Raw genomic sequence first — 12,575 nt, forward strand, 5'->3', positions numbered from 1 at the left:
CTCGCGCCCCCGGCTCAGCCTGTGCGGAGCCGGGTTACAGGTTGCCCCGCTTCTCCTGCTCCCGCTCGATGGCCTCGAAGAGGGCCTTGAAGTTGCCCTTGCCGAAGCCCATCGAGCCGTGCCGCTCGATGAGTTCGAAGAACACCGTCGGCCGGTCCTGGACCGGCTTGGTGAAGATCTGCAGCAGGTAGCCGTCCTCGTCGCGGTCGGCGAGGATCTTCAGCTCGCGCAGGGTCTCGATCGGCACCCGGGTGTCGCCGACCCACTCGCCGAGGGTGTCGTAGTAGGAGTCCGGGGTGTCGAGGAACTGGACCCCGGCCGCGCGCATGGTGCGTACCGTGCGCACGATGTCGTTGGTGGCCAGCGCGATGTGCTGCACGCCGGGGCCGCCGTAGAACTCCAGGTACTCGTCGATCTGGGACTTCTTCTTGCCGACGGCGGGCTCGTTGAGCGGGAACTTCACCTTCAGGGTGCCGTCCGCGACGACCTTCGACATCAGCGCGCTGTACTCGGTGGCGATGTCGTCGCCCACGAACTCCTTCATGTTCGTGAAGCCGAGGACGTTGTTGTAGAACCCCACCCACTCGTCCATCTTGCCGAGTTCGACGTTGCCGACGCAGTGGTCGATCGCCTGGAAGGTGCGGCGGGCGGGCGGCTCGACGATCGGGTCCGCGGCGACGAAGCCGGGGAGGTAGGGGCCGTCGTAGCCGGAGCGCTCGACCAGGGTGTGCCGGGTCTCGCCATAGGTGGCGATGGCGGCGAGGACGACGGTGCCGTGCTCGTCCTTCACCTCGTGCGGCTCGGTGAGCGGGCGGGCGCCGTGCTCGACGGCGTACGCGAACGCGGCGCGGACGTCCGGCACCTCGATGGCCAGGTCCACCACGCCGTCGCCGTGCTCGGCGACATGCCGGTCCAGGAACTCGCCCCAGGGGGTGGTGGGCCGGATCACCGAGGTGAACACGAACCGGGCGGCGCCGTTCTCCAGGACGTAACTCGCGGTCTCGCGGCTGCCGTTCTCCGGTCCGGAGTAGGCGACCAGGCGCATGCCGAAGGCACTGGAGTAGTAGTGCGCGGCCTGCTTGGCGTTGCCCACGGCGAAGACGACCGCGTCCATTCCCTTGACCGGGAAGGGGTCGGCCTGCCGGGCGGTGTCGGGAGTGTGCTGAGTGGTCTGCGTCATGTTCGAAGGGTGGCCCCGCTCTGCAAGGTGCGCAATAGTTCGCGTATTCGCTGGTCACCCTGTTCAGCCTTACGGCGGTACCGGCGGACTTTCTGTACAGGATGACCATCACGGGAGGGCGTCGTGGCGATCGATGAGCTGGACGGGCAGATCATCGTGCTGCTGGCCGAGGAGCCGCGGATCGGGGTGCTGGAGATGTCCCGGCGGCTCGGGGTGGCGCGCGGCACCGCCCAGGCCCGCCTTGACCGGCTGCGCTCGCGTGGGGTGATCCGGGGCTTCGGCCCGCAGGTGGACCCCTCCGCGCTCGGCTATCCGGTGACCGCGTTCGCCACCCTCCAGATCCGGCAGGGCCAGGGCGCGGACGTCCGGGCGTACCTGGACGGGGTGCCGGAGGTGCTGGAGCTGCTCACCACGACCGGCACCGGGGACATGCTGTGCCGGCTGGTGGCCCGCTCCAACGCCGATCTGCAGCGGGTCATCGACCGGGTGGTGGGCTTCGACGGCATCGTGCGGGCCTCCACGGCGATCGTGATGGAGAACCCGGTACCGCTGCGGATCATCCCGCTGGTGGAGCAGGCGGCGGGGGAAGCCCTCGATTAGCAGCTCGGGATCTTTCCGGTGCCCTTCTCCAGGGCGACCAGGGAGTCCACGGCGCCGTCCAGGTTCGTGACCGGGATCAGGCGCAGGCCCTTGGGCAGGTTGGTGTGGGCGTCGGCGCACTCGGCCTTCGGCACCAGGAAGACGGTGGCGCCGTCGCGCCGGGCGGCCTGCGTCTTCAGGGCCACCCCGCCGACCGCGCCGACCTTGCCCGCCGCGTCGATCGTGCCGGTACCGGCGATGGTCCGGCCGCCGGTGAGGTCGCCCCCGGCGCCGTCGCCGTCCAGCTTGTCGATGATGCCCAGGCTGAACAGCAGGCCCGCGCTGGGCCCGCCCACGTCGGCGAGGCGCAGGGTGACCTTGACGTCGTCGGGGCTCTTGCCCAGGTGGTCCAGCGCCGCGCTGGTCGCCGCGTCCTGGGACTGCCGCATCTGGGCGGTGTTGTGCTGCTCGATCTCCTTGATCGTGTCCCCGGTCGGGTACACCGCGTCGTACGGCATGACCGCGCGGTCCTCGCGGAACCAGTTGTCGACCACCTGCCCGAGCGACACGCGCGTCCCCGGCGAGGTCGCCTCGATGGTCGTCATCCGCAGCTGACCGGAGGTCGTCCGGGACCGCGCGCCCGCCACGGTGATCACCGGGGTGCCGTCGTTCTTGCCCAGCACGTTCGCCGTCATCCCCGGCTGCGCCACCGCGAACGGCAGCGGCGCGAACACCGCGACGGCGACCAGCCCCACGACGGGCAGGGCGCAGAGGGCGATGGTCCGGGAACGCGAGAGACGTGAGAGCACGGAGTAAATCTAACGCGCGGCCTCCGCGCCGAGCGGTGCCGGTACGCGCTACCTCAGCGCGTCCGCGACCTCGCGCGCCGCTTCCAGCACGCGGGGGCCCACCCGCTCCGGGACCGCGTCGGTGAGCATGACGACTCCCACGCTGCCCTCGACGCCGGTGACGCCGAGGAGGGGGGCGGCGGCGCCGCTCGCGCCCGCCTCGAGTTCGCCGTGGGTGAGGGTGTAGCCGGGGTCGGCGGACGGGGAGTGGCGGGCGGCGAGGATGGCCTTGCCCGCGGCCCCGCGTTCCAGGGGGTGCCGGAAGCCCGCGCGGTAGGCGACGTGGTAGTCCGTCCAGGTCGGCTCGACCACGGCGACGGCGAGCGCCTCCGTACCGTCCACCAGGGTCAGATGGGCCGTGGCGCCGATGTCCTCGGCCAGGGAGCGCAGCGCGGGCAGGGCCGCCTCGCGTACCAGCGGATGCACCTGGCGGCCGAGCCGCAGCACCCCCAGTCCGACGCGGGCGCGGCCGCCGAGGTCGCGGCGGACGAGCGCGTGCTGCTCCAGCGTGGCCAGCAACCGGTAGACCACGGTCCGGTTCACGCCCAGCCTGCCGGAAAGTTCGGTGACGGTCAGCCCGTGGTCGGTGTCGGCGAGCAGCTTGAGGACGCGCAGTCCCCGGTCGAGCGTCTGGGAGGTCTCCGCGGTCACGACGCCCCCTCCTTCTGCGGTGAGGTCGGCGTCCCCCGAGCGCGCGCGTCACCGAGCCCCGTCGGCGACGCGTTCCAGAGGCCGCCGATCGGCAGGACGGCCCGGCGGCTGTCGGACCCGTCGCTTCACGGCTGCGCTCCGCGGCGGCGCTGCCACGGGGCGTGTGCGTAGCGGGACAGTAGCGAGCCGGTCCGCTCAGCGGAAGACTCGGTCCAGAATCCGGTCAGTACCGGTCGCGACCTGCCAGTGTTCGTCCGCATACGCGCTCCGGCGCACGCCGTCAGCGCATCCGGGTCGCCCACTCCCCCATCTTGGCGATGCGCTGCTTGAGCTGTCCGGCGGTCGCCTCCGCGCTCGCGGGTCCGCCGCAGACCCGGCGCAGCTCGGTGTGGATCACGCCGTGCGGCTTGCCGCTCTGGTGGACGTAGGCGCTGACCATGGTGTTGAGCTGCTTGCGCAGCTCCATCATCTCCTTGTGGCTGACCACCGGCCGCCGCTCGGCGGGCAGCTCCCGCAGGTCGGCCTCGCTGTCCGGTCGCTTCTTGCTGTGCGCGATCTGCCGGGCCTGCCGCTTCTGCAGCAGCATCTGCACCTGATCGGGCTCCAGCAGTCCGGGGATGCCGAGGTAGTCCTGCTCCTCCTCGCTTCCCGGGTGGGCCTGCATGCCGAACTCGGCGCCGTCGTAGAGGACCCGGTCGAAGACGGCCTCGGACTCCAGCGCCTCGAAGGAGAACTGCTCCTGCTCGCCGGTGTCCTCGTCCTCCTGCCGGTTCGCCTCGTCCATCTCCTTCTCGGACTCGGCGTACGGGTCCTCCTCGCCCTGCTTCTTCGGCTTGTCGAGGGCGTGGTCCCGCTCCTTCTCCATCTCGTTGGCGAAGGTCAGCAGGTCGGGGACGGTCGGCAGGAACACGGACGCGGTCTCGCCTCGCCGCCGGGACCGTACGAAACGGCCGACGGCCTGGGCGAAGAACAGCGGGGTGGAGATGGTGGTGGCGTACACGCCGACGGCGAGCCGGGGCACGTCGACGCCCTCGGACACCATGCGGACCGCGACCATCCAGCGGTCGTTGCTCGCGCTGAAGTCGTCGATGCGCTGGGAGGCGCCGGTGTCGTCGGAGAGGACGAGGGTGGCCTTGGTGCCGGTCAGCTCGCGGATCAGCTTGGCGTAGGCGCGGGCGGACTCCTGGTCGGAGGCGATGACCAGGGCGCCGGCGTCCGGGATGGCCTTCCTGACCTCGGTGAGCCGCTGATCGGCGGCGCGCAGCACGCTCGGCATCCACTCGCCGCGCGGGTCGAGCGCGGTGCGCCACGCCTGGCTGACCGCGTCCTTGGTCATCGGCTCGCCGAGCCGGGCGGCGATCTCGTCGCCCGCCTTGGTGCGCCAGCGCATCTGGCCGCTGTAGCTGAGGAAGATGACGGGGCGCACGACGTGGTCGGCGAGCGCGTTGCCGTAGCCGTAGGTGTAGTCGGCGGCGGAGCGCCGGATGCCGTCGTTTCCCTCCTCGTACGTGACGAAGGGGATCGGGTTGGTGTCCGAGCGGAACGGCGTACCGGTCAGCGTCAGCCGCCGGGTCGCGGGCTCGAACGCCTCCAGGCACGCCTCGCCCCAGGACTTGGAGTCACCGGCGTGGTGGATCTCGTCCAGGATCACCAGGGTCTTGCGCTGCTCGGAGCGGTTGCGGTGCAGCATCGGGCGTACGCCGACACCGGCGTAGGTGACCGCGACCCCGTGGTAGTCCTTGCCGACCGGGCCCGCGCTGTACTCCGGGTCCAGCTTGATCCCTATCCGCGCGGCGGCCTCCGCCCACTGCTTCTTCAGGTGCTCGGTCGGCGCGACGACGGTCACCTGCTGCACGACGTGGTGGTGCAGCAGCCAGGAGGCCAGCGTCAGCGCGAAGGTCGTCTTTCCGGCACCGGGCGTGGCCACGGCCAGGAAGTCACGCGGCTGCTCCTGGATGTACTTGTCCAGCGCCCCCTGCTGCCAGGCGCGCAGCTTGCTGGCGGTGCCCCAGGGGGCACGGCCGGGAAAGGCGGGGGACAGATGGTTCGAGACGGAAGCGGCGGTGGTAGTCACGGTCTCCGGGGGTGGGGGCGTAGGGCAACTCGGCTACGTATGACAACCGGGCCACCCTACCGGCGCGCACGGCTCCGCCGGGGCCGGACGGGGCGGGGGGCGGGGCGGGTGGGACTGAGGTCACACGGCTGGTTCGGCCAAGTCCCGCAGCGCCTTCGCGATGGCCTTGATCTCGTCCATGCTCCCGGTCGCCACAGCGATCACGAGCCGCTCACCCGCATCGATGTCCGCCCGCAGCTGCTGCCCGTTCATGGCCAGGAAGACCATGCAGGACACCCAGGCCGTGCGCTTGTTCCCGTCGATGAAAGGGTGATTGATCGCCAGAGACTGGAGGAGCGCCGCAGCCTTGTCGAACAGGTCCGTGTACGCCTCCTGCCCGAACATCGATGCCGAGGGCCGGTGTACGGCGGACTCCAACAGGCCCACGTCACGAACGACGACATCCTGGTCGTCGACGGCGTGCCCGGCGATGGACAAGACATCCTCGGCGGACAGGTAAATACATGTCACTTGAGCCGCTCCAACAGCTCGGCCCACTTGGCGGTCTGCTCTTTCGCCGCCTTGCGGACCAGCGCCTCGTGCGCCGTCCGCGCCAGGTAGTCGTCCACGGCCCTCAGAAGTATGGCGTGCATGCTGACTCCCTCCTCTTCCGCGCGCAGCTTCAGGGCTTCCGTCTGGTCGTCACGGAGACGCAGGTTCATAGCCATACCAAAACGGTACCACCCGGATGGGGTCTAAGTGGTACCACTTATCCCGCTCGCGTCCCCAGCCGCGTCGTCACCCACGCACCCACCAGCGCGACCACTGCCATCGGCAGGAAGACCGCCGCGAAGGCCGTGGTGCCGTCGCTGCCCAGGGCCGCGAAGGCCGCGCCCGCCGCGGCGAGGAGGACGACGTTGGAGAGGGCGTCGGAGATCTGGAGGGCGGCGGAGTTGGCCCCGGCCTCGGCGGGGGCGGAGAGCTTGAGCAGGAGGACGCTGGTGGAGGAGATCACCAGGCCCATCCCGAAGCAGCCGAACCCCCACGCGACGGCGACGGTCCACACCGGCACGGCGGGCACGAGCACGGCGGGCGCGGCGGCGACGGCGGCGGCCACCAGCACCATCCCGAAGGTCATCAGCCGCTCCCGGTACGGCTCCATCCGGTCCCGCGACTGCACCCACGACGCCGCCGCCCAGGTCAGCCCGCCCGCGGCCAGCGAGAACCCGGCGAGCGTCGGCGACAGCCCCCGCTGGGTGACGAGCATCAGCGGTACGAAGGACTCGGCCGCGATGAACGACCCCGCCGACAGCCCACGCAGCAGCACGACGGAGGGCAGCCCGCGCACCGCCCGGTACGTCCCCTTGGGCAGCAGCCGCAGCACGGCGGGCACCAGCAGGGCGGCACCGAGAAGACCGGGCACCAGCGAGAGCGGCCGTAGATCCTGCGCCGCGTACTGCACGAGCCCCGCGCCCAGCGAGACGGCGAGCGCGAGCCGGATGCGGCGCCGGTCGAAGGCGGGGGTACCGGCGTCGTGGTCCACGGGTCCGCCCGCCCGGCGCCGGATCTGCGGCAGGGCGAGCCCCAGCGGCAGCAGCACGAGGAGGGGGATGCCGAGGAAGACCCACCGCCAGCCGAGGTGCTCCGCGACGGCGCCGGACGCGAGCGGCCCGATGATGGACGGCACGACCCACGCGGCGGCGAAGCTCGCCATGATCGCGGGCCGCAGCCGCTCGGGGTAGGCCCGGCCGACGACCACGTACACGGCGACGATCACCAGCCCGCCGCCGAACCCCTGCACCGCCCGCCCCAGGATGAACACCCACATCACCTGCGCGGTCCCGGACACCACGAGCCCGCCCGCGAACGCCCCGATCCCGGTCGCCAGCGCGGCCAGCGGTCCCCGCCGGTCCGCCCACTGCCCGGCGAGCACCATGCCGGTGAGGCTGGTGGTGAAGTACCCGGAGAACGCGAACGCGTACAGCGACACCCCGTCCAGCTCCCGCGCCGCGACCGGCATCACGGTCCCGATCGCCGTCGCCTCGAACGCGATCAGCAGCACGACGGAAACGATCCCCACACTGAGCGCCCGATGCGCCCGCCCGAGCACACCGCCCTCTTCGAGGGGGGTCAGATCGGCGACAGCGGTGTCAGGGGGTTCAAGGGCGGCCATACGGGCCAGCGTAAGGCCCGTACCCGACATTGACCCCTGTCCGAAGCCCTACCCGCCCTACGACCTTGGCCGTACGCCCCCCGCCCCTCATGAACGCCGCATGGCAGTCACATTGCACCCCGCCCCGCTCCCTTGCCCCCCTCCCCCACCCCGCCCTACGTTCATTGCACGACACACGGCCGTGTGCCCGAGTGGCTCAGGGACTCGCCTGCAAAGCGAGTTACGCGGGTTCGATTCCCGCCACGGCCTCTGGAAGTCCGAGCGGGGCAAGCGCTGACGCATGCAGTCGCCGTGAGGCGCGTCGGGGGCGCGAAGTCAACGCCCCAGTGCCATATGCGGGTTGAGCTCCAGTCAACCGAGAGCAACCGGAACGCCTCACTCCGGAAGTGGAGTTGCCGTTCCCCCTGATGGGGCAGCATGTGAAGAACCTAAGATCATCCGATATTTAGCCACGATGATCGAAGGGCTTCTCCGTGCACCACTCCGCACCGATCGTGCCGCCCACGGGCCGACGAAGATCCCGCCGGAAGCGACCAGTCCTGGTGGCGGCCCTGGTGGCCGCTCTCGCCTGTACTCCGCTGTCCCTTCTCGACAAACCCTCGTTCGCCGAGGAAGCCGTCCCGGCCGCCGATGCCCCGGCGCCTGACCAGGCGACGGCCGCCCGGACCGAGGTGGTCTCCGAGCGCACCGACTCGACCACCACGTGGGCCAACGCCGACGGCACGACCACCGTCGAGACGTACACCGGCCCGATCCGGGTGAAGCAGCCCGACGGCGGCTGGCGGCCGATCGACACCACGCTCGTGGCCGAGGACGGTGTGGTCCGGCCCAAGGCGACGGCCGCCGACATCGCCTTCTCCGACGGCGGTTCGGACAAGCCGCTGGCCGAGGTCTCCCGAGGCGGACGTACCCTCGGCCTCGACTGGCACGGCAACCTGCCCGAGCCGCGCCTGGACGGCTCGACCGCCGTCTACCCCGGCGCCGTCGAGGGCGGCGACCTCGTGGTGACTGCCCTCAAGGAGGGCTTCTCCCACTCCATCGTCCTCCACGAGCGACCGGACGGACCGGTCACCTACCGGCTGCCCGTCTCGGCCGATGGCCTCACCCTGCACGAGACCGCCGACGAACGGCTGCGCTGGAGCGACAGCGCCGACCGCACGGTGGCCACCGCGCCGCTGCCGGTGATGTGGGGCTCGGCCGAGAAGCGTGCCTCCGGCGAGCCCGAGGACCTCAGCGCCGTCGACGTCACGATCGAACAGGACGCGGGCACCGGTGACCAGGTCCTGGTCATGAAGCCCGACGAGGACTTCCTCGCCGACCCCGCCGTGGAATACCCCGTCACCATCGATCCGACCGACTCCCTGCTCGGTCCGGTGACCGACACCTGGATCCAGTACGACGACTACCTCACCTCGCAGCGCGGCTCGACCGAACTGAAGGCCGGTACCTACAACGGCACCGAGAAGGCCCGGTCGTACCTCAAGTTCGATGTGGCGAAGTACGCGGGCAAGCACGTGCTGGACACCGACCTGCGCCTGTATTCGACGTACTCGTCCACGTGCAGCACCAGCAACTCCGGCAACCAGGTGCGGCGGATCACCTCGGCCTGGGACCCCTCGGCCATCACCTGGTCCGACCAGCCGTCGACGACCACCTCCGGCGCCGTGACCTCCACCGCCGCCAAGGGCTACAACTCCAGTTGCCCGGCAGGCAGCGTCTCCTGGGACGTCGACGGGATCGTCCAGGCATGGGCCGATGGCCAGCCGAACCACGGTGTGCGCATCGCGGCCGTCAACGAGACGGACCCGCTGACCTGGCGCCGCTACTACTCGGCGAACCAGACCGACGGCTCGCACAACGCCACCTACGAGCCCTCCCTGACAGTCACCTACAACTCCACGCCCGGCACCGCGACGGCCGTCTCCCCCCTGTCCGGCACCTACACCTCGGACACCACGCCCACCCTGTCCGCGAAGGCCACCGACGCCGACGCCCAGCAGCTCGCGCTGACCTTCGAGATCTGGGCGGCGAACGGCACCGCGGCCCTGCAGTCGGGCACATCCGCCTCCATCGCCTCCGGGGCGGTGGCGACCCACTCCGCCGGGACCCTGGCCGCGGGCGACTACAAGTGGCGGTCCCGGGCGTCCGACGGCACCGACACCGGGGCCTGGTCCGCGTGGCAGACGTTCACCGTCGACACCACCGCCCCCGCCGTGCCGACCATCACCTCCACCAGCCACCCCTCGGCATCGGCCTGGTACAGCGCCACCAACTTCACGGGCGCCCTCGCCGCGACGGACGCCTCCGGCGTGACCGGGTACGCCGTCAAGCTCGACCAGAGCCCCACGACCGTCGCCGGGACCACCGTCACGCAGACGAGTGCCGAGGTGAACTGGCCCGGGCGCGCCGACGGCACCTGGTGGGTGCACGCGGCCGCCAAGGACAGGGCGGGGCTGTGGTCCGCGACCCAGCACCGTCGCCTCAACGTCGACAGCACGGCCCCGGGCGCGCCCGGCGGACTGCTCTCCTCCACGCATCCGGTGACGAGCAGCACGTACGCCGACCGCACGGCGTCCTTCAGCTGGTCGGCACCCACCGACCTGTCCGGCGTGGCCGGTTACGTGGTCGGCGTGGACCGTGTCGCGGACACCCTGCCTGCCACCACCGGCACCCTGCAGACCTCGACGAAGTTCACCACCACCGTCGACGCCGACGGCACCTGGTACCTGCACGTGCGGGCCAAGGACCAGGCGGGCAACTGGTCCTCCACCGCCGCGCATCTGCCGTTCCGGGTCGACATGACGCGTCCGCCGAGCCCGGTGATCAGCTCCTCGACGCATCCGGACCAGACGAGCGCGTACAAGAGCGGCTCCTTCGGCGCGACCTGGACCGCCCCCTCCGGCGCGTCGTCCGGCTACAGCATCGTCGTCGACACCGCCGCCGACACCGTGCCCGACAGCACGGCCGAGACGAGCGGCACCTCGTACACGACGACACGCACCGAGGGCACCTGGTACCTGCATGTGCGCGGCATCGACAGCAACGGCACCGGCGGGACGACTTCCCACTACCGCTTCACCGTCGACACCACCTCTCCCGGCGCCCCAGCCGTGGCCTCCACGGCGTACCCGTCGGACGCCTGGGCCGGGGACGCCCAGGTGACCGGGCCGTTCACGCTGACGCCCGTCGGCACCGACACCCGCGCCCTGACGTATGCGCTGGACGGTGGCACCGCTCAGACCGTCACCACCACCGGCGGCGCGGTGGTGGTGCCGATCACTCCGGCCACGGTGGGCAGCCACCGGCTCTCCGTCACCGCCACCGACTGGGCCGGCAACGTCTCCACCGCCACCTCGCGCGCACTCCACGTCGGACGGGCGGCCGTGACCGCGCCCGCCAACGGTGAGGTGCTCGTCGGCTCCGTCGACCTCTCGGTCAGCGCGCCGACGTCGCTGACGGACGTCACCTTCCTGCAGCGAGCCTCGTCGGCCGACCCGTGGCAGGTCATTCCGGCCGCCCAGGTCTCCCGTGCCGGTGATGGCACCGCGGTCACCTGGCCGGTGCCGCTCAGCGGCGGCGCGGCGCCGAAGCTGCTGTGGAACACCTCGTCCCTCTCCGGCAGCGGCAGCCGTCAGATCGGGGCCCGCTTCGGCGGCCCGTACGCTCCGCCGGAGGCCGAACCCGTCTCGGCGATCGTCGACCGCGTCGAGATCATCGAGGACGGCACGGGCGACGACACCCAGGAGCCGGACCCGGCCCGGGCCTACGCCCTGGAACAGGCCAAGGCCCGCGCGGCGGCGCGCCCCGACGCCTTCGCCCCGCCCTACGTCGACCCGACGTCGGGTGAACTGGTCGCGCCGGTCGTGGAGTCGGTCACGGCCGGTGAGGCGTCCGCCCCGATCCGGGTGACGCAGGTACCGGCCGACGAGGGCAGCGGTCTGCCCGCCGAGGACGTGGAGGACGGCACCAAGCCGGACACCGTGACCAGCGAGGCGGAGACTCCGACACCGCCTGCCGACGGGTCCGTGGAGACCACCGGCGAGGAGTCCTTCGCCATGCCGGAGGACACCACGGAGACCACTCCCGCGCCCTCCGGACCGACCGTGACCGAGCAGGTCACTCCCCGCACCGAAGTGGTGGAGCACAGCGTCACGGCGCTCGAGTCGGTGCGTGACGAGGTCCTCCAGCTGTCGGAGGCGGAACTGCCCGGAGTGGGCAACCTGCATGCCGCGTCCGTGGACGCCGCGGAGAACCGTGTCGAGGTGTGGACCGAGACCGCTGCCCCGGCGCTGGTCACCGCCCTGGGCGAGCGGTACGGCACCGACACGGTGGCGGTGCGGATCACCCCCGGGACCGACGCGCTGGACCCCCAGGCGAACCGCTACAACGACACCTCTCCCTACTACGGCGGGGCGCGCATCTACTCGCAGCTGAGCACCAACTCGGCCGTCTGGTGCACGGCGGGCTTCCCGTGGCGGTACAGCGGCAAGTGGTACATGGTGACCGCGGGCCACTGCACCTCCGGCAACGGAGCCATCCTGAACCCCAGTCAGAGCGACTACATCGGCCCCGTCGTCCGGGACAACTGGAAGAACGGACACGGCTCGGTGAAACTCGCCGGCCAGAGCTACTACTCCGGCGACCTGGCGTTGTACCGGATCAACAGCGACAGCTCCGCGACGCCCCGGATCTACAAGGGCGGCCAGAAATCCAGCTCGTCCAGGTACGTCACGGACTACTGGCGACGCTGGGCACAGGAGGGTGACCAGGTCTGCACGGGAGGCATGATGACGGGCGAGAAGTGCGGCTGGAAGGTGACCGACACCCAGGTGACCATCCACTACACCGGCGGCACGACCGCCAGGAACATGGTCGCCGCCAAGAAGACGTCGGGCTCCTGCACCATCAAGGGTGACTCCGGTGGCCCCGTGTACACCGTCGACGGCAACGGAGACGCGCGCGCCAAGGGCATCATCTCCGGCGGCGGCGGTGGTGGAAGCGACAACAGCGGCGGGTTCTTCGACCCGTGCTGGCTGTACTTCACCGACATCGGGCTGGCCAACAGCGCCTTCCCCGGAACGGTGGCGTGAC

Annotated in this window: 9 protein-coding genes and 1 tRNA gene; 3 read left to right on the top strand and 7 right to left on the bottom strand. The window is 71.1% G+C overall.

The window, feature by feature from the left end:
* Nucleotides 1-34 precede the first annotated feature (34 nt).
* A complete protein-coding gene (hppD, locus tag ACIPPM_RS12255) occupies nucleotides 35-1,180 on the bottom strand; it encodes a 4-hydroxyphenylpyruvate dioxygenase (protein WP_401446164.1) in 1,146 nt (381 codons plus the stop codon).
* 123 nt (nucleotides 1,181-1,303) lie between these two features.
* On the opposite strand from hppD, the gene ACIPPM_RS12260 reads away from it, so the two are divergent.
* Nucleotides 1,304-1,780, top strand: coding sequence for an Lrp/AsnC family transcriptional regulator (locus ACIPPM_RS12260; RefSeq protein ID WP_401446168.1), 477 nt, complete (start codon nucleotides 1,304-1,306; stop codon nucleotides 1,778-1,780).
* On the opposite strand, the gene ACIPPM_RS12265 is transcribed toward ACIPPM_RS12260, so the two are convergent.
* From ACIPPM_RS12265 to ACIPPM_RS12290, 6 genes are all read right to left on the bottom strand, one after another.
* A complete protein-coding gene (locus tag ACIPPM_RS12265) occupies nucleotides 1,777-2,568 on the bottom strand; it encodes a S16 family serine protease (RefSeq protein ID WP_401446171.1) in 792 nt (263 codons plus the stop codon). The genes ACIPPM_RS12260 and ACIPPM_RS12265 overlap by 4 nt on opposite strands.
* Nucleotides 2,569-2,616: 48 nt before the next feature.
* Nucleotides 2,617-3,258 carry an IclR family transcriptional regulator gene (locus ACIPPM_RS12270; RefSeq protein ID WP_401446174.1) on the bottom strand — a complete coding sequence of 214 codons (642 nt, stop codon included), beginning with the start codon at nucleotides 3,256-3,258 and terminating at the stop codon, nucleotides 2,617-2,619.
* Nucleotides 3,259-3,538: 280 nt separating this feature from the next.
* The gene (locus ACIPPM_RS12275; RefSeq protein WP_401446177.1) at nucleotides 3,539-5,332 is read right to left on the bottom strand and encodes a DEAD/DEAH box helicase; all 1,794 of its coding nucleotides are present in this window, start codon (nucleotides 5,330-5,332) and stop codon (nucleotides 3,539-3,541) included.
* 120 nt (nucleotides 5,333-5,452) lie between these two features.
* A complete protein-coding gene (locus ACIPPM_RS12280) occupies nucleotides 5,453-5,842 on the bottom strand; it encodes a type II toxin-antitoxin system death-on-curing family toxin (protein WP_401446180.1) in 390 nt (129 codons plus the stop codon).
* Nucleotides 5,839-6,039 (bottom strand): ribbon-helix-helix protein, CopG family, encoded by a 201-nt coding sequence (locus ACIPPM_RS12285; RefSeq protein ID WP_016826066.1) that lies wholly within the window; start codon nucleotides 6,037-6,039, stop codon nucleotides 5,839-5,841. The genes ACIPPM_RS12280 and ACIPPM_RS12285 overlap by 4 nt, the downstream gene beginning before the upstream one ends.
* Nucleotides 6,040-6,080: 41 nt before the next feature.
* A complete protein-coding gene (locus tag ACIPPM_RS12290; RefSeq protein ID WP_401446183.1) occupies nucleotides 6,081-7,484 on the bottom strand; it encodes an MFS transporter in 1,404 nt (467 codons plus the stop codon).
* Nucleotides 7,485-7,661: 177 nt separating this feature from the next.
* Between ACIPPM_RS12290 and ACIPPM_RS12295 the strand changes: the two genes are divergently transcribed.
* Together ACIPPM_RS12295 and ACIPPM_RS12300 are read left to right on the top strand one after the other, a co-directional pair.
* A tRNA-Cys gene (locus ACIPPM_RS12295) sits at nucleotides 7,662-7,733 on the top strand.
* Nucleotides 7,734-7,957: 224 nt separating this feature from the next.
* Nucleotides 7,958-12,574 (top strand): DNRLRE domain-containing protein, encoded by a 4,617-nt coding sequence (locus ACIPPM_RS12300; protein ID WP_401446186.1) that lies wholly within the window; start codon nucleotides 7,958-7,960, stop codon nucleotides 12,572-12,574.
* The last annotated feature ends 1 nt before the right edge of the window (nucleotide 12,575 follow it).

Origin of the sequence: Streptomyces sp. NPDC090119 (assembly GCF_044747085.1) — a bacterium.
Taxonomy (GTDB): Bacteria; Actinomycetota; Actinomycetes; order Streptomycetales; family Streptomycetaceae; genus Streptomyces.